This is a genomic window from Pseudomonas koreensis (assembly GCF_036668835.1).
Lineage (GTDB): Bacteria > Pseudomonadota > Gammaproteobacteria > Pseudomonadales > Pseudomonadaceae > Aquipseudomonas > Aquipseudomonas koreensis_I.
Genome location: NZ_JAZEVW010000001.1, coordinates 507,568 through 523,965, shown reverse-complemented (window position 1 = coordinate 523,965; position 16,398 = coordinate 507,568). Strand labels below are relative to the sequence as shown.

The following is a 16,398-nucleotide window of genomic DNA, read 5'->3' as shown; positions in this document are numbered from 1 at the left end:
ATTGAGTCATGGCAGAAGCAGTCGCTGATAACGTTCCGGCCAAGGCCACCCCGATCGACGGCAAACCGCCGCTGTTCGGCCTGTCCTTTCTGGAAAACCTTTCCCAGATGACCGTGCTGCGTCAGGTCGGCCTGTTGGTCGGTCTGGCGGCGAGCGTGGCGATTGGCTTTGCCGTGGTGCTGTGGTCGCAGCAGCCGGATTACCGTCCTTTGTACGGCAGCCTCGCTGGCCTGGACGCCAAGCAGGTCATGGAAACACTGGCCGCCGCTGACATTCCTTACAACGTAGAACCCAATTCTGGCGCCTTGCTGGTCAAGGCCGATGACCTGTCCCGTGCGCGGATGAAACTCGCAGCCGCTGGTGTCACTCCCAGCGACGGCAACATCGGTTTTGAAATCCTCGACAAGGAACAGGGTCTGGGCACCAGCCAGTTCATGGAAGCGACCCGTTATCGTCGCGGCCTCGAAGGTGAACTGGCGCGCACCATTTCCAGCCTGAACAACGTCAAGGGTGCCCGCGTGCACCTGGCGATTCCGAAAAGTTCGGTGTTCGTGCGGGACGAGCGCAAGCCGAGCGCCTCGGTACTGGTCGAGCTGTACAGCGGTCGTTCGCTGGAGCCGGGCCAAGTGGTGGCGATCATCAATCTGGTGGCGACGTCCGTTCCCGAGTTGAGCAAATCGCAGATCACCGTCGTCGATCAGAAGGGCAACCTGCTTTCCGATCAGGCGGAAAATTCCGAAATGACCATGGCCGGCAAGCAGTTCGATTACAGCCGCCGCATGGAAAGCATGCTCACCCAGCGCGTGCACAACATTCTGCAACCGGTACTGGGCAACGATCGCTACAAGGCTGAAGTCTCCGCCGACATCGATTTCAGTGCCGTCGAATCGACCGCCGAGCAGTTCAACCCGGATCAACCGGCGTTGCGCAGCGAGCAGTCGGTCAACGAACAACGCACCGCCAGCAATGGCCCGCAAGGTGTGCCGGGTGCTTTGAGCAACCAGCCACCGTCGCCCGCCTCGGCACCGCAAACCACCGGCGGCGCTGCTGCTCCGGCGGGGATGATCCAGCCAGGTCAGCCATTGGTCGATGCCAACGGTCAGCAGATCATGGACCCGGCCACCGGCCAGCCGATGCTCGCGCCGTACCCGGCGGACAAGCGTCAACAATCCACCAAGAACTTCGAGCTCGACCGTTCGATCAGCCACACCAAGCAGCAACAGGGCCGTCTCAATCGCCTGTCGGTGTCGGTGGTGGTCGACGATCAGGTCAAGGTTAACGCGGCCAACGGCGAAACCAGCCGTGCGCCGTGGACCGCCGACGAATTGGCGCGCTTCACCCGTCTGGTGCAAGACGCCGTCGGTTTCGACGCCAGCCGTGGCGACAGCGTCAGCGTGATCAACATGCCGTTCTCCGCCGAGCGCGGCGAAGTGATTGCCGATATTCCGTTTTACTCCCAGCCATGGTTCTGGGACATCGTCAAACAAGTGCTGGGTGTGTTGTTCATCCTGGTGCTGGTGTTTGGTGTGCTGCGTCCGGTGCTCAATAACATCACCGGCGGTGGCAAAGGCAAGGAGCTGGCCGGTCTGGGCAGCGACGTGGAACTCGGTGGCATGGGCGGCCTGGACGGCGAACTGGCCAACGACCGCGTAAGCCTCGGTGGTCCGCAGAGCATTCTGTTGCCGAGCCCGAGCGAGGGTTATGACGCGCAGCTGAATGCAATCAAGAGTCTGGTAGCTGAAGACCCGGGTCGCGTGGCTCAGGTCGTGAAAGAGTGGATTAACGCAGATGAGTGATAACCGAGCCGCCACCCTCAAACTGACCAAGGTCGACAAAGCCGCGATTCTGCTGCTGTCCCTCGGTTCGACCGATGCTGCGCAAGTGTTGCGCCACATGGGCCCGAAAGAAGTGCAGCGGGTCGGCGTGGCCATGGCGCAGATGGGCAATGTCCATCGCGAACAGGTCGAGCAAGTCATGAGCGAGTTCGTCGACATCGTCGGCGATCAGACCAGCCTCGGCGTCGGCTCCGACGACTACGTGCGCAAAATGCTCACCCAGGCGCTGGGCGAAGACAAGGCCAACGGCCTCATCGACCGCATCCTGCTCGGTGGCAACACCAGTGGCCTGGACAGCCTGAAATGGATGGAGCCGCGCGCGGTCGCCGACGTCATCCGTTACGAACACCCGCAGATCCAGGCGATCGTGGTCGCGTACCTCGACCCGGATCAGGCCGGTGAAGTACTCGGCAACTTCGACCACAAGGTGCGTCTGGACATCATCCTGCGCGTCTCGTCGTTGAACACCGTACAGCCGGCGGCATTGAAAGAACTGAACCAGATTCTCGAGAAGCAGTTCTCCGGCAACTCGAATGCCTCGCGCACCACGCTGGGTGGCATCAAGCGTGCGGCCGACATCATGAACTTCCTCGACAGCTCGATCGAAGGTCAGCTCATGGACTCGATCCGCGAAGTCGACGAAGACCTGTCCGGTCAGATCGAAGACCTCATGTTCGTGTTCAACAACCTGGCGGACGTCGATGACCGCGGAATTCAGGCGCTGCTGCGCGAAGTCTCGTCCGACGTGCTGGTGCTGGCCCTCAAGGGTTCGGACGAAGGCGTCAAGGAAAAGATCTTCAAAAACATGTCCAAGCGTGCTGCCGAACTGTTGCGCGACGACCTCGAGGCCAAAGGCCCGGTGCGCGTCAGCGACGTCGAAACCGCGCAGAAGGAAATCCTCACCATTGCCCGCCGCATGGCCGAAGCCGGCGAGATCGTGCTCGGTGGCAAGGGCGGCGAGGAAATGATCTAAGCCCATGGACAAGCCTGACGAGTCTGTGACGGATCTGATCCGCGCCCGCGATGTTCGTGGTTTCGAATCCTGGGCGCTGCCCAGCTTCGACCCGCCGAAACCGGAGCCCGAGCCGGAGCCCGAGCCCGAACCGCCGGAAATGGAAGAAGTGCCGCTGGAAGAAGTCCAGCCACTGACTCTGGAAGAACTCGAAAGCATCCGCCAGGAGGCTTACAACGAGGGCTTCGCCATTGGCGAAAAGGAAGGTTTTCACAGCGCCACGCTGAAGGTGCGCCAGGAAGCCGAAGTGGCGCTGGCAGCGAAACTCACCAGCCTCGAGCAACTGATGGCGCACCTGTTCGAGCCGATCGCCGAGCAGGACACGCAGATTGAAAAATCGCTGGTCGACCTCGTGCAACACATCACCAGACAGGTGATCAAGCGCGAACTGGCGATCGATTCGAGCCAGATCGAACACGTCATGCGCGACGCCCTCAAGCTGTTGCCGCTGGGCGTCGACAACGTGCGCCTGTACGTCAATCCGCAGGATTTCGAACAGGCGAAGAGCCTGCGCGAACGTCACGAAGAAACCTGGCGCATCGTCGAAGACGAAGCGCTGATGCCGGGTGGCTGCCGGGTTGAAACCGCGCACAGCCGCATCGATGCGAGCATCGAGACCCGCGTCGCGCAGGTCATGGACAAGCTGTTCGACCAGTTGCACGAGCAGGCCTTGCACCCGGCCGAAGCCGACCTGAGTCTGGATATCCCCGACGACATCAAGCCGACGGCCGCTGCTGAAGAGCCGCTCGCGGACCACCCCGATGCGCCTTGAACGCACCAGCTTCGCCAAGCGCCTGAGCACCTACGCCGAGGCCACCGAAATGGCCGGCGCGCCGATTCTCGAAGGGCGCCTGCTGCGCATGGTCGGCCTCACGCTCGAAGCCGAAGGCTTGCGCGCAGCCATGGGTACGCGCTGCCTGGTGATCAACGACGACAGCTATCACCCCTCGCAGGTCGAAGCGGAAGTCATGGGCTTTTCCGGCAGCAAAGTCTTTCTGATGCCGGTCGGCAGCGTCGCCGGGATTGCCCCGGGCGCCCGCGTGGTGCCTCTGGCCGAGACCGGTCGCTTGCCGATGGGCATGAGCATGCTCGGTCGCGTGCTCGATGGCGCCGGTCGCGCGCTGGACGGCAAGGGCGGCATGAAAGCCGAAGACTGGGTGCCGATGGATGGCCCGACGATCAACCCGCTCAACCGTGACCCGATCAGCGTGCCGCTGGACGTCGGTATCCGTTGCATCAACGGTTTGCTAACGGTCGGTCGTGGCCAGCGTCTGGGCCTGTTTGCCGGTACCGGCGTCGGTAAATCGGTGCTGCTGGGCATGATGACGCGCTTCACCGAAGCCGACATTATTGTCGTCGGCCTGATTGGCGAGCGGGGTCGCGAAGTCAAGGAGTTCATCGAGCACAGCCTGGGGGAAGAAGGCCTCAAGCGTTCGGTGGTCGTCGCCTCGCCGGCGGACGATGCGCCACTGATGCGTCTGCGCGCGGCAATGTATTGCACGCGCATCGCCGAGTATTTCCGCGACAAGGGCAAAAACGTCCTGTTGCTGATGGACTCGCTGACCCGTTTCGCCCAGGCCCAGCGGGAAATCGCCCTGGCCATCGGCGAGCCGCCAGCGACCAAGGGTTATCCGCCGTCGGTGTTCGCCAAACTGCCGAAACTGGTCGAGCGGGCCGGTAACGCGGAGAAGGGCGGTGGCTCGATCACCGCGTTCTACACCGTGCTGTCCGAGGGCGACGACCAGCAGGACCCGATCGCCGACTCGGCGCGAGGCGTGCTCGACGGCCACATCGTGCTGTCCCGGCGTCTGGCTGAGGAAGGGCACTACCCGGCCATCGACATTGAAGCGTCGATCAGCCGGGTGATGCCGGCGGTGGTCTCGCCGGAGCATATGCAGCGCGCGCAATACTTCAAACAATTGTGGTCGCGCTATCAGCAGAGCCGCGATTTGATCAGTGTCGGCGCTTACGTGGCCGGCGGCGATCGCGAGACCGATCTGGCAATTTCTCTGCAACCGCAACTGGTTCGCTATCAGCGTCAGGGGCTGAACGACAAGATCACCATGGGCGAAAGCCAGGCCTACCTCGAGACCTTGTTCGCCCCGGCGGCGGGCGGGTAAGCGGTCATGGCCGTCAGCCGCGCCGCACGCCTGGCACCGGTGGTGGATATGGCCGAAAAGGCCGAGAAAACCGCCGTGCAACGCATGGCTTATTTCCAGGGTCAGGTGACAGTCGCCGAGAGCAAGCTCGCCGACCTCAATGCCTTTCGTCTGGATTATTCGCAGCAATGGATCGTGCGCGGCAGCACCGGCGTGTCCGGTCAGTGGTTGCTCGGGTTTCAGGGCTTTCTGGCGCAACTCGATACCGCCGTCGACCAGCAGCGCCAGAGTCTGGTCTGGCATCAGAACAACCTCGAGAAGGCGCGTAATGAGTGGCAACAGGCGTTCGCTCGCGTCGAGGGCTTGCGCAAACTGGTGCAGCGTTATCGCGACGAGGCGCAGCGTCTGGAAGACAAGCGCGAACAGAAGCTGCTCGATGAATTGTCCCAGCGCCTGCCGCGGCGTGATGCCTTCTAAGTCTCAGCCAAATCCCCTGTGGGGGCGAGCCTGACTCCAGCGCATGATCAACCGTTGCGCCTTGCCCCATCCCTATCCAGGTGCTAAACCTTGTACAGGTTCGTCAATGACAAGGAAGCCAGTCAATGTCAGTCGTTACAGAAGTTTCACCGGATGGCCACAAACTGACCATCGCGGTCAAAGGCCGATTCGATTTCGGTCGCCATCAGGAATTTCGCGAGTCGTATGAGCGGCTCGACAAGAAACCCGAATCCATTGTGGTCGATCTCAAAGAGGCCACTTACCTCGACAGCTCCGCGCTGGGCATGCTGCTTTTGCTGCGTGATCACGCCGGTGGCGACGAGTCGGATATCCGTGTCGTCAACAGCAGTACCGATGTGAAGAAAATCCTCGCGATTTCCAACTTCGACAAACTGTTCGACATCAGTTGACGGCCATGCAGGCGCAAGAGCCGCTGACCGTTCTGATCGCCGAAGACAGCGCCGCCGATCGCTTGCTGCTGTCGACCATCGTCCGCCGTCAAGGCCATCAGGTGCTGACGGCGGCGAATGGTGCCGAGGCGGTTGACACCTTCAAGCGGCAGCATCCCGACCTGGTCCTGATGGACGCGCTGATGCCAGTGATGGACGGTTTCGACGCTGCGCGTCAGATCAAGGCGCTGGCGGGCGAGACGCTGGTGCCGATCATCTTCCTCACCTCCCTGACTGAAAGCGAGGCGTTGGTCCGCTGCCTGGAGGCGGGCGGTGACGACTTTCTGGCGAAGCCGTATAACCAGGTGATCCTCGCCGCCAAAATCAAGGCGATGGATCGCTTGCGCCGTTTGCAGGCGACGGTCCTGCAGCAGCGCGATCTGATCGCCCGGCATCACGATTACCTGCTTAACGAACAGCGCGTAGCCAAAGCGGTGTTCGACAAGGTCGCGCATTCCGGTTGCCTGAGTGCGCCGAACATTCGCTATCTGCAATCGCCTTACGCGCTGTTCAACGGTGACCTGTTGCTGGCGGCGTACACACCGGCCGGTGACATGCACGTCATGCTCGGCGACTTCACCGGCCACGGCTTGCCGGCCGCCGTCGGGGCGATGCCGCTGGCCGAAGTGTTTTACGGGATGACCGCCAAAGGCTACGGCCTGGCCGAAACCTTGCGTGAGATGAACGCCAAGCTCAAGCGCATCCTGCCGGTGGACATGTTCTGCTGCGCCACTTTGCTCTGTTTGAGTTTCCAGAGCCGTTCGGTGGAGGTGTGGAATGGCGGCATGCCGGACGGTTACCTGCATCGCATGGCTACGGGCGAGCGGGTGCCGTTGCCGTCGGCGCATTTACCGCTGGGGATTCTCAGCGCCGAGGCTTTCGATGATCGCACCGACGTGCATCCGATGGCCATTGATGATCGGGTGTTTCTGTTATCGGACGGGGTCATCGATACCGGCGATGGCAATGACCAGTTGTTCGGCGTTGAGCGCTTGCAGCAGGTGTTCGCCGCCAATCGCCAGGCGGATCGCCTGTTTGAGGACATCGAGCAGGCACTGCGCGATTTCGGTGGCGAGGCGCGTGACGACGTCAGCATGGTCGAGGTCAGCCTGCTCGAGTCCGCGCCGGCGCAGACCCTGGCGCCGGTGTATTCCGACAGCGGCCAGTCGAGCCCGCTTGATTGGTCGGTGAGTTTCGAATTCCGTGGCGCCACGCTCAAGCGCTTTAACCCCTTGCCTTATCTGTTGCAGTTGTTGCTGGAGGTGCACGGACTGCGCGCGCAAAGTGGCGCACTGTACAGCGTGCTGGCGGAGTTGTATTCCAACGCGCTGGAGCACGGCGTGCTCGGCCTGGACTCCAGCCTCAAGCGCGATGCGGCCGGTTTTGCGCTTTATTATCAGCAACGCAATGACCGCCTTGAAGCGCTGCGGGACGGATTCGTCCGGGTGCATCTGCAGGTGCGGCCACGCGGCGCTGGAGGGAGTCTGCTCATTCGGGTTGAGGACAGCGGCAAGGGTTTCGATGTAGCCAGGGTCATGGAGCGGCCGCTGGAAGGGCTCCGTCTGTCGGGTCGCGGTGTCGGTCTGATCCGGCAACTGGGGCATAACGCGCTCTGGACGGACGAAGGTCGTAGTGCCAGCGTGGAGTTTTTCTGGGAGATTCAGGCATAATCCGCGCATTCTTGATCAAGGAGTGAGCAAGTGACTGACATACATGTAGATCGCGATGCGCTGAGCGTATTGCGTGAAGTGATGGAGGAGGGTTATCCAGAGCTTCTGGATACTTTTCTGACGGATTCCGAAAGTCGCCTGGCTGAGTTGCGCAATACAGCAGATGCCAAGGCATTGTCGGAAGTTGCCCATAGCTTCAAGGGCAGCGCCAGTAATATGGGCGCGGTTCGACTGGCCGCGTTGTGCCAGGATCTGGAGTCGAGCGCCAAGGACCAGACGCCGGAAGCACGGGCACAACTGGTCGCTCGAATCGCCGGTGAGTTCGCCGACGTGCGTCCTGTTTACGAAGACGAAAAACACCACGTCCATACTCACTGATCCGGCCGCCCGGCGCTTTTCCCGAGCGCCGGCGATATCTGGCCCGGCACTTGCAGATAACTCCGCAACTGTACCTAACGATCCCAGTGCAGCGGAGACCGTTTCATGCCTGCGACCCCCAACATCCTTATTCAGAACGCCGCTCAGGCCAAGGCGCAAGCCGCCTCGGTCAAAACGCCGGCGATGGCCGCAGACACTGGGGATAAAGCCTCCAGCTTCGCAAAAGTGTTCGCCGATCAGGGCTCGAACAAGCCCGTCGCCAACGCTGACAATGCACCCAAACCGGCGCGCGACAAGGTCGCCGACAGCAGCGGCAAAAAAGACCTCGGCAAGGATCAGTCTGCCGCTGCGCAGCCGGCGGTTGCCGATAGCGGCAACGACTTGCCTGCCGATAAAACCGCCGCCAGCGATGACACTGCCGCCGATAGCGACGCCAGTGCAGACACCCCGCAGACGCCGGTCGTTGAAACGGCGCCAGTTGATCCGGCGCTGGATCCGGCATTGGTTGCCGCTGTGCAACCGCTGATCGCCGCGCCTGTCGTGCAGGCGCCGGCCGTCGTCGCCACAGCCCAGCCAGAAGTCGAGACGCCTGCGCTGGCTGCTTTGCCGGGCATGGTCAAAGATCCGGCGGCGACCCCTGCCAGTGATTTCGATCCATCCGCCGACCCGCTCGATTCGCTGCCCGCGGTGCGCATGGCGATGGAGCAGGGCGGGCATATTTCCGCCGCCAGCCAGGCACAACCGAAAGCCTCGCCGGCCCAGGCTCAGGCCGACGGTGAATTGACTGCGGCACAGAACTTCGCGGCGGGCATGGCCAGCATGCTCGACGTGCAAGCCGACAAGGACAGCACCAGCCAGGGCGGCGAGAAATCGTTCAGCGGCTTGATCGATGATGGCCTCAAGGATCTGACATCGGCCAACAGCGACACTCGCGTCGATGACTTCGCCAACCGCTTGGCGGCGCTGACTCAGGCAGCCACGCCGAAGACCGCCAACGCGGTGCCGGTGAATCAGCCGATCGCCATGCACCAGAGCGGCTGGACTGAAGAAGTGGTCAACCGCGTCATGTATCTGTCGAGCGCCAACCTCAAAGCGGCGGACATTCAGCTGCAACCGGCCGAACTGGGGCGTCTGGATATTCGCGTGAACATGGTCCCGGACCAGCAGACGCAGGTGACGTTCATGAGTGCGCACCCAAGCGTTCGCGAAGCGCTGGATAGCCAGATGCACCGTCTGCGCGACATGTTCAACCAGCAGGGCATGGGCCAGGTCGACGTCAATGTTGCCGACCAGAACCGCGGATGGCAGGGCCAGCAAGGTCAGGAACAGGCGCAGCAGAACCAGAGCGGACGCACCAGCGCTGCCGGCGGTCGCCTCGATTCGGTGGACGAAGAACTGGCACCGGCCAGCGTGGCTGAAGTAGCAGCGCAGACCACCAGCGTAATCGGCAGCAGCGCGGTCGACTATTACGCCTGATCGCTTCAGATCAAAAGCCCCTCACCCTAGCCCTCTCCCAGAGGGAGAGGGGACTGATTGGGGGATATTGAAGATCTACACCGACCTGCATCGCCTTCACTGAATCCGTAATCGACTCGGTTTTTCGGGTCGACGAATAACCAAAACCCGACCCGGTCTGCTCCCTCTCCCTCCGGGAGAGGGCTGGGGTGAGGGTGGCTTTTGACTTTGGCGTTGTCTGCGCACCCTCCGACACTTCTGGCATAACACTTGCTCTTGCCTAGCCGTGCAACTGTAAAACCCCCGATTAGTGACGGATTATTGGCATGGCGAAGAGCGAAGCAGCAGCGGTAAAAGACCCGGCAACCAAAGGCAAACTCAAGCTGATCATTGTGATCGTGCTGGCCTTGCTGTTGGCCATCGGTGCGTCCGTAGGGGCGACCTGGTTCTTCATGCACAGCGCCCAGAGCAAGCCTGCCGAGGCCGCCGAAGCTGCGCCGGTCGGCAAGCAGGCGGCGATCTTCGAGCCGATGGCGCCGGCCTTCGTTGCCAACTACAACCAGAACGGCCGTCAGCGCTACATGCAGGTGAGCATCACCATGCTGGCGCGTAACCAGGCCGATCTGGACGCGCTCAAAGTGCACATGCCGGTGATCCGCAACAACCTGGTGATGCTCTTCTCCGGTCAGGATTTCGCCACCCTGGCGACCCCGGTCGGCCAGGAGATGTTGCGCCAGAAGGCCACCGCCAGCGTCCAGGAAGTGGCGCAGAAAGAGCTGGGCAAAGTGGTTATCGAACAGTTGCTTTTCACTAATTTCGTACTGCAGTAGGAACACGACATGGCCGTGCAGGATCTGCTGTCCCAGGATGAAATCGATGCGCTGTTGCATGGCGTCGACGATGGTCTGGTACAGACCGATAACGCTGCCGAACCCGGCAGTGTCAAAAGCTACGACCTGACCAGCCAGGATCGCATCGTCCGTGGACGCATGCCGACTCTGGAAATGATCAACGAGCGTTTCGCCCGCTACACCCGCATCAGCATGTTCAACATGCTGCGCCGCTCGGCGGACGTTGCCGTCGGTGGCGTGCAGGTGATGAAGTTCGGCGAATACGTGCACTCGCTGTACGTGCCGACCAGCCTCAACCTGGTCAAGATCAAGCCGCTGCGCGGCACCGCGCTGTTCATCCTCGACGCCAAACTGGTGTTCAAACTGGTGGACAACTTTTTCGGCGGCGACGGCCGTCACGCGAAGATCGAAGGGCGTGAATTCACCCCGACCGAACTGCGCGTGGTGCGCATGGTGCTGGAGCAGGCGTTCGTCGATCTGAAAGAAGCCTGGCAGGCGATCATGGAAGTCAACTTCGAGTACATCAACTCGGAAGTGAACCCGGCCATGGCCAACATCGTCGGCCCGAGCGAAGCCATTGTGGTCTCGACTTTCCACATCGAACTCGATGGCGGTGGCGGCGATCTGCACGTCACCATGCCGTATTCGATGATCGAGCCGGTGCGCGAAATGCTCGACGCCGGTTTCCAGTCCGACCTCGACGATCAGGATGAGCGCTGGGTCAATGCCCTGCGCCAGGACGTGCTCGATGTCGACGTGCCGATCGGCGCCACCGTGGCCCGCCGCCAGTTGAAACTGCGCGACATCCTGCACATGCAGCCGGGTGACGTGATCCCGGTCGAGATGCCGGAAGACATGATCATGCGCGCCAACGGCGTGCCGGCCTTCAAGGTCAAGATGGGCTCGCACAAAGGCAACCTCGCGTTGCAAGTGATCGAGCCGATCGAGCGTCGCTGAGGCGACGCTTACAACCCCCGCACTTAACCGAATTGTTGCCCGCCGAGGACACATGATGAACGACGATATGAACGCGCAGGACGATCAGGCACTGGCCGATGAATGGGCTGCGGCTCTGGAAGAAACCGGTGACGCCGGTCAGGCTGACATTGATGCACTGCTGGCCGCCGACGCCGGCTCTTCGAGCTCGAACCGCCTGCCGATGGAAGAATTCGGCAGCGTGCCGAAAAATAACGACCCGGTGACCCTCGACGGCCCCAACCTGGACGTGATTCTCGACATCCCGGTATCGATCTCGATGGAAGTCGGCAGCACCGACATCAACATCCGCAACCTGCTGCAACTCAACCAGGGTTCGGTGATCGAGCTTGATCGCCTGGCCGGCGAGCCGCTGGACGTGCTGGTCAACGGCACGCTGATTGCCCACGGCGAAGTTGTGGTGGTCAACGAGAAGTTCGGCATCCGCCTGACCGACGTGATCAGCCCAAGCGAACGCATCAAGAAGCTGCGCTGAGTGAAAAGGTTTTTCTGGACTCTGCTGGCATTGCCGTTGAGCGTGCTGGCCGCCGAGCCGGGCGCAACCGCTGCTGCGCCTGCCGCCACCGCGCCGATGGTCAACAGCGGCGTGGCCGGGCAATTGACACAATTGGTGTTCGGCCTGCTGTTGGTGCTGGGCCTGATCTTCTTCCTCGCCTGGCTGTTGCGTCGCGTGCAGCAGGCAGGTCCGGCAGGCAAGGGCCAGGTGATCGAGCTGATCGGTTCGCGCGCGCTCGGCCCGCGTGACCGCTTGATGCTGGTGCAGGTCGGCAACGAGCAGATTTTGCTCGGGCTCAGCCCCGGCAGCATCACCGCGCTGCACGTGCTCAAAGAGCCGGTCGAAGTACCTGCTGCCAGCGAAAAAGCCACACCGGAATTTGCCCAGCATCTGCTGAAGATTCTCGGCAAGGATCAGAAGGATACGAAGTAATGGCTGCGCTCCGCATCGTCTTGACGCTGGCCCTGATGCTGGCCGCGCCGTTGGCATTGGCTGCCGATCCGTTGTCGATCCCGGCGATCACCCTGGGCACCAATGCCGAGGGCGCGCAGGAATACTCGGTCAGCCTGCAGATCCTGCTGATCATGACCGCCCTGAGTTTCATTCCGGCGGCCGTGATCCTGATGACCAGTTTCACCCGGATCATCATCGTCTTTTCGATCCTGCGTCAGGCTCTCGGCCTGCAACAGACGCCGTCGAACCAGATCCTCACCGGCATGGCGCTGTTTCTCACGATGTTCATCATGGCCCCGGTGTTCGACCGGGTGAACAAGGACGCGCTGCAACCGTATCTGGCCGAAACCCTCACCGCGCAGCAAGCGGTGGAAAAGGCCCAGGTGCCGATCAAGGACTTCATGCTCGCGCAGACCCGCACCAGCGATCTGGAACTGTTCATGCGCCTGTCCAAGCGCACCGACATCGCCAGCCCGGATCAGGCACCGCTGACCATTCTGGTACCGGCGTTCGTCACCTCCGAGCTTAAAACCGCGTTCCAGATCGGCTTCATGATTTTCATCCCGTTCCTGATCATCGACCTCGTCGTGGCGAGCGTGCTGATGGCCATGGGTATGATGATGCTTTCGCCGCTGATCATTTCGCTGCCGTTCAAGATCATGCTGTTCGTGCTGGTCGATGGCTGGGCGCTGATCATCGGCACCCTCGCCAGCAGTTTCGGAGGTGTCTCGCCATGACGCCAGAAGTTGCGGTTGATATCTTTCGTGAAGCGCTGTGGCTGACCACCATGATGGTTGCCATCCTGGTGGTGCCGAGCCTGTTGGTCGGTCTGCTGGTCTCGATGTTTCAGGCCGCAACGCAGATCAACGAACAGACGCTGAGCTTTCTGCCGCGTCTGCTGGTGATGCTGGTGACACTGATCATCGGCGGCCCGTGGATCGTTCAGACGTTCATGGAATACATCATCCAGCTGTACAAAAACATTCCGATGGTCATCGGCTAAGCCATGCAATCGCTGCTTCAGCTGACCGACACCCAGATCAGTACCTGGGTGGCATCGTTCATGTTGCCGCTGTTTCGCGTCGCGTCGATGCTGATGGTCATGCCGATATTCGGCACCACCCTGATTCCGCGGCGCGTGCGCCTGTATTTCGCCGTGGCGATCACCGTGGTCATCACCCCGGCGCTGCCGCCGATGCCCGCCGTCAGCCCGCTGGATCTCAGCGGCCTGCTACTGATCGGCGAGCAGATTCTGGTCGGCGCCGTGCTCGGCTTTTCCCTGCAACTGTTCTTTCAGGCATTCGCCGTGGCCGGGCAGATTGTCGCGGTGCAGATGGGCATGGGCTTCGCCTCGATGATCGACCCTACCAACGGCGTTTCGGTGGCGGTGATCGGGCAGTTCTTCACCATGCTGGTGACGTTGCTGTTCCTGTCAATGAACGGCCATCTGGTGGTGTTCGAAGTCCTCACTGAAAGCTTCACCACGCTGCCGGTCGGCGGTGGTCTGATGGTTGCGCATTACTGGGAACTGGCCGGCAAACTCGGTTGGGTCCTCGGCGCAGCATTGCTGCTGGTGTTGCCGGCCGTCACCGCACTGTTGGTGGTCAACATCGCGTTCGGCGTGATGACCCGCGCCGCGCCGCAACTGAACATCTTCTCGATCGGTTTTCCGCTGACCCTGGTGCTCGGCCTGTTCATTGTCTGGGTCGGGCTGGCGGACATTCTCAACCAGTATCAGCCGCTGGCCAGCGAGGCCCTGCAGTTGCTACGCGAACTGGCACAGGCGCGCTGAGCCATGGCAGAGAGCGAAAGCGGTCAGGACAAAACAGAAGACCCCACGGAGAAGCGCAAAAAGGACTCCCGTGAAAAGGGTGAGATTGCCCGTTCCAAAGAGCTCAACACCCTCGCCGTGATGATGGCTGGCGCCTCTGCGCTGCTGATTTTCGGCGGCATGCTTGCGCAAGAAATGATGGACGTGATGCGCCTGAACTTCACCCTGTCCCGCGAAGTGGTCATGGATCAGGGCGCCATGGGCCGTTTTCTGTTGGAGTCAGGGTTGATCGCCTTGCTGGCGATTCAGCCGGTGATGATAACCCTGTTGCTCGCCGCCATCATCGGGCCGATCTCCCTTGGTGGCTGGCTGTTCGCGGCAAGTTCGCTGGCACCCAAATTCAGCCGGATGAACCCGGCCGCCGGCCTCAAACGGATGTTCTCGTTCAAGGCTGTGGTCGAACTGCTCAAAGCCCTGGCGAAGTTTCTGATTACCTTGGGCGTGGCGCTGTTGGTGCTGTCCGCCGACGTCGACGACTTGCTGCGCATTGCCCACGAACCACTGGACATGGCGATCATCCACAGCGTGTTGCTGGTGGGCTGGAGCACGCTGTGGCTGGCCTGCGGCCTGATCATCATCGCGGCCGTCGACGTGCCGGTGCAGATCTGGGAGAGCATGAAGAAGCTCAAGATGACCAAGCAGGAAGTGCGCGACGAACACAAGGACCAGGAAGGCCGCCCCGAGGTCAAGCAACGCATTCGCCAGACCCAGCGCGAAATGTCCCAGCGGCGCATGATGGCAGCGATTCCCGAAGCCGACGTGGTCATCACCAACCCGACCCACTACGCCGTCGCGCTCAAATACGACTCGGAGAAGGGCGGCGCACCGGTGCTGCTCGCCAAGGGCAGCGACTTCCTCGCGTTAAAAATCCGCGAAATCGCCGTCGCCAACAATGTCATGCTCCTCGAATCACCGGGGCTGGCGCGCTCGATCTACTACTCCACCGAGCTGGATCAGGAGATTCCTGGCGGGCTGTATCTGGCGGTGGCACAGGTGCTGGCGTACGTCTATCAGATCCGCCAGTACCGCGCGGGCAAGGGCAAGCGGCCGGATCCGTTGAAAGATGACCTGCCGATTCCGCCGGATTTGCGTCGCGATTCCTGACGTTGCTGCGCAGGCATTGCTCTTAGATATCCCTTTACTGTCAACTCTTACAGGTGCGCTCGCGGTGATTTTGCAGTTTGATGCAAGGTGGCACCGCGAACCTGACGTACTCATGCGGGCGAGTGCAAGGGAGCAAGACAATGAAAGGTATTTTCAGCAGTTACGATGAAAAGCCGGCACAGGCACCCTCACACCGAAGCCCTCGGGACGATGTATTTCCTTTGCCGAAGCCACAGGATTTTTTCTGACTGCAAAGGAGGTTCAGCATCCCATTGCCAGATGCCCGGCAGGCGAACATCAAAGTGGGGGGCGAGGTCGAGTTCGAACTGCCCGGAACAAGAACGGAAAGTGAAAATCTCCGGTATTGATCAACCGTTCGCCCTCGCCACCAACACGGCTGAAACGAAAAACCGCCATCTTGATACAACGGGGTGGCGGTTTTTTTGCCTGAAGTTTGTGGTGGCTTTTCTGATCATTCCCACGCAGGAGCGTGGGAACGATCAAGCGATCAGTGGAACGCGGCGCTACTGCGGCAACTCCAGATTATCCAGCACCCGACTCACCGCCAATTCCCCAAGCATGATCAGTTGCGCAATCCCCAGCAGCGTTCTGCGCTGCGATGCGGGGATGAGGTTGGCGAAGTCATGGGCGATGGTTCTGGCCGAGGCGAGAGTTTCGCAGGCGTTGGCCAGCAGTTCCTCGTTTTTGAAATCGGCGGTCACGGCGTACATCGTGCGTTTTTTACGCGGCGGTGGCGGGGAGTCGGGCGGGCAGAGGTAGTGATCGAGGGCGCGGTCGGCGGCGTCGTGGAGTTTACTGGAGTCGAGGGATTCGTAGGGGGAGGTGGGATCGGTTGCGGGTGGATTGGGGGTGGGTTTGATCATGGTGACGCTCCTTTGTGGTGGAGCCGCCAAGTCCAGTCGCTAAACAGGAAGGGTGGCGGCTGTACGCAGGTTAGCGAACCGGTCAAAGGCAACCGGTAGACCCGGAGGTCTCCCGCATACAGCCACCATGACGAAATCGCGAAAATACAGATCCGCAACGAAGCCTGGAACGCTGATGCACCTTTGACATGAGTTCGAGTCGCTAAACCCGGTCGCTGATTCGTCAGCGACCGGACCACAATAGAACCCGACCCCAAAGCGCACAAGCCGGCGGATTCTGGCTTGGCTGTAGGCAATGGCGCAAGGATTTGTAGCCTTGGAGGCGTGTCTGGAGGTGTCTTTTAAACACCTGCGTTTAAATCAAGAAATTTGTGTCGGAGATAAGGG

General features: G+C 61.1%; 18 protein-coding genes. 17 read left to right on the top strand and 1 reads right to left on the bottom strand.

Annotated features, from left to right (window positions below):
• The first annotated feature begins 8 nt into the window (after window positions 1-8).
• From fliF to flhB, 17 genes are all read left to right on the top strand, one after another.
• Window positions 9-1,796, top strand: a complete 1,788-nt coding sequence (gene fliF, locus V6F91_RS02280) for a flagellar basal-body MS-ring/collar protein FliF (RefSeq protein WP_090282355.1) — start codon at window positions 9-11, stop codon at window positions 1,794-1,796.
• A complete protein-coding gene (fliG, locus tag V6F91_RS02275; protein ID WP_016984305.1) occupies window positions 1,789-2,808 on the top strand; it encodes a flagellar motor switch protein FliG in 1,020 nt (339 codons plus the stop codon). The genes fliF and fliG overlap by 8 nt, the downstream gene beginning before the upstream one ends.
• A 4-nt stretch (window positions 2,809-2,812) precedes the next feature.
• Complete coding sequence (fliH, locus tag V6F91_RS02270) at window positions 2,813-3,619, top strand: flagellar assembly protein FliH (protein WP_332762023.1); 807 nt, start codon at window positions 2,813-2,815, stop codon at window positions 3,617-3,619.
• Window positions 3,609-4,967 carry a flagellar protein export ATPase FliI gene (gene fliI, locus V6F91_RS02265; protein ID WP_093103468.1) on the top strand — a complete coding sequence of 453 codons (1,359 nt, stop codon included), beginning with the start codon at window positions 3,609-3,611 and terminating at the stop codon, window positions 4,965-4,967. The genes fliH and fliI overlap by 11 nt, the downstream gene beginning before the upstream one ends.
• A gap of 6 nt (window positions 4,968-4,973) precedes the next feature.
• Entirely contained in the window at window positions 4,974-5,423 is a 450-nt protein-coding gene (fliJ, locus tag V6F91_RS02260) for a flagellar export protein FliJ (protein ID WP_332762022.1), read from the top strand.
• 125 nt (window positions 5,424-5,548) lie between these two features.
• Window positions 5,549-5,854: an STAS domain-containing protein gene (locus V6F91_RS02255; RefSeq protein ID WP_332762021.1), complete on the top strand. Its 306-nt coding sequence runs from the start codon at window positions 5,549-5,551 to the stop codon at window positions 5,852-5,854.
• Between the two features lie 5 nt (window positions 5,855-5,859).
• A complete protein-coding gene (locus V6F91_RS02250; protein WP_332762019.1) occupies window positions 5,860-7,563 on the top strand; it encodes a fused response regulator/phosphatase in 1,704 nt (567 codons plus the stop codon).
• A 30-nt stretch (window positions 7,564-7,593) separates the two neighbouring features.
• Window positions 7,594-7,941, top strand: coding sequence for an Hpt domain-containing protein (locus V6F91_RS02245; RefSeq protein WP_332762017.1), 348 nt, complete (start codon window positions 7,594-7,596; stop codon window positions 7,939-7,941).
• Between the two features lie 105 nt (window positions 7,942-8,046).
• Window positions 8,047-9,417, top strand: a complete 1,371-nt coding sequence (locus tag V6F91_RS02240; RefSeq protein WP_332762016.1) for a flagellar hook-length control protein FliK — start codon at window positions 8,047-8,049, stop codon at window positions 9,415-9,417.
• Between the two features lie 305 nt (window positions 9,418-9,722).
• Entirely contained in the window at window positions 9,723-10,226 is a 504-nt protein-coding gene (fliL, locus tag V6F91_RS02235; protein ID WP_090282363.1) for a flagellar basal body-associated protein FliL, read from the top strand.
• A 9-nt stretch (window positions 10,227-10,235) separates the two neighbouring features.
• On the top strand, window positions 10,236-11,204 hold the full coding sequence (fliM, locus tag V6F91_RS02230; protein WP_003222890.1) for a flagellar motor switch protein FliM: 969 nt from the start codon (window positions 10,236-10,238) through the stop codon (window positions 11,202-11,204).
• Between the two features lie 55 nt (window positions 11,205-11,259).
• Window positions 11,260-11,718 (top strand): flagellar motor switch protein FliN, encoded by a 459-nt coding sequence (fliN, locus tag V6F91_RS02225; protein WP_090282364.1) that lies wholly within the window; start codon window positions 11,260-11,262, stop codon window positions 11,716-11,718.
• On the top strand, window positions 11,719-12,171 hold the full coding sequence (gene fliO, locus V6F91_RS02220) for a flagellar biosynthetic protein FliO (protein ID WP_332762013.1): 453 nt from the start codon (window positions 11,719-11,721) through the stop codon (window positions 12,169-12,171). It abuts the gene before it with no gap.
• Window positions 12,171-12,929 carry a flagellar type III secretion system pore protein FliP gene (gene fliP, locus V6F91_RS02215; RefSeq protein WP_090282366.1) on the top strand — a complete coding sequence of 253 codons (759 nt, stop codon included), beginning with the start codon at window positions 12,171-12,173 and terminating at the stop codon, window positions 12,927-12,929. Before fliO ends, fliP begins: the two co-directional genes overlap by 1 nt.
• Window positions 12,926-13,195 carry a flagellar biosynthesis protein FliQ gene (fliQ, locus tag V6F91_RS02210; RefSeq protein WP_016771067.1) on the top strand — a complete coding sequence of 90 codons (270 nt, stop codon included), beginning with the start codon at window positions 12,926-12,928 and terminating at the stop codon, window positions 13,193-13,195. Before fliP ends, fliQ begins: the two co-directional genes overlap by 4 nt.
• Window positions 13,196-13,198: 3 nt before the next feature.
• Window positions 13,199-13,984, top strand: coding sequence for a flagellar biosynthetic protein FliR (fliR, locus tag V6F91_RS02205; RefSeq protein WP_332762009.1), 786 nt, complete (start codon window positions 13,199-13,201; stop codon window positions 13,982-13,984).
• Window positions 13,985-13,987: 3 nt separating this feature from the next.
• Window positions 13,988-15,127, top strand: a complete 1,140-nt coding sequence (flhB, locus tag V6F91_RS02200) for a flagellar biosynthesis protein FlhB (RefSeq protein WP_332762007.1) — start codon at window positions 13,988-13,990, stop codon at window positions 15,125-15,127.
• A gap of 524 nt (window positions 15,128-15,651) precedes the next feature.
• Here the strand turns inward: flhB and V6F91_RS02195 are convergent.
• Complete coding sequence (locus V6F91_RS02195) at window positions 15,652-16,011, bottom strand: DUF6124 family protein (protein WP_332762006.1); 360 nt, start codon at window positions 16,009-16,011, stop codon at window positions 15,652-15,654.
• Window positions 16,012-16,398: the final 387 nt, after the last annotated feature.

Excerpts from the sequence above, each read along its gene's own strand:
- fliQ (WP_016771067.1), top strand. The coding sequence starts at position 12,926 with ATGACGCCAGAAGTTGCGGTTGATATCTTTCGTGAAGCGCTGTGGCTG.
- flhB (WP_332762007.1), top strand. The coding sequence starts at position 13,988 with ATGGCAGAGAGCGAAAGCGGTCAGGACAAAACAGAAGACCCCACGGAG.
- V6F91_RS02250 (WP_332762019.1), top strand. The coding sequence starts at position 5,860 with ATGCAGGCGCAAGAGCCGCTGACCGTTCTGATCGCCGAAGACAGCGCC.
- fliH (WP_332762023.1), top strand. The coding sequence starts at position 2,813 with ATGGACAAGCCTGACGAGTCTGTGACGGATCTGATCCGCGCCCGCGAT.
- fliP (WP_090282366.1), top strand. The coding sequence starts at position 12,171 with ATGGCTGCGCTCCGCATCGTCTTGACGCTGGCCCTGATGCTGGCCGCG.
- fliN (WP_090282364.1), top strand. The coding sequence starts at position 11,260 with ATGAACGACGATATGAACGCGCAGGACGATCAGGCACTGGCCGATGAA.
- fliL (WP_090282363.1), top strand. The coding sequence starts at position 9,723 with ATGGCGAAGAGCGAAGCAGCAGCGGTAAAAGACCCGGCAACCAAAGGC.
- V6F91_RS02255 (WP_332762021.1), top strand. The coding sequence starts at position 5,549 with ATGTCAGTCGTTACAGAAGTTTCACCGGATGGCCACAAACTGACCATC.
- fliG (WP_016984305.1), top strand. The coding sequence starts at position 1,789 with ATGAGTGATAACCGAGCCGCCACCCTCAAACTGACCAAGGTCGACAAA.
- V6F91_RS02195 (WP_332762006.1), bottom strand. The coding sequence starts at position 16,011 with ATGATCAAACCCACCCCCAATCCACCCGCAACCGATCCCACCTCCCCC.
- fliR (WP_332762009.1), top strand. The coding sequence starts at position 13,199 with ATGCAATCGCTGCTTCAGCTGACCGACACCCAGATCAGTACCTGGGTG.
- V6F91_RS02240 (WP_332762016.1), top strand. The coding sequence starts at position 8,047 with ATGCCTGCGACCCCCAACATCCTTATTCAGAACGCCGCTCAGGCCAAG.
- fliM (WP_003222890.1), top strand. The coding sequence starts at position 10,236 with ATGGCCGTGCAGGATCTGCTGTCCCAGGATGAAATCGATGCGCTGTTG.
- fliF (WP_090282355.1), top strand. The coding sequence starts at position 9 with ATGGCAGAAGCAGTCGCTGATAACGTTCCGGCCAAGGCCACCCCGATC.
- fliI (WP_093103468.1), top strand. The coding sequence starts at position 3,609 with ATGCGCCTTGAACGCACCAGCTTCGCCAAGCGCCTGAGCACCTACGCC.
- fliJ (WP_332762022.1), top strand. The coding sequence starts at position 4,974 with ATGGCCGTCAGCCGCGCCGCACGCCTGGCACCGGTGGTGGATATGGCC.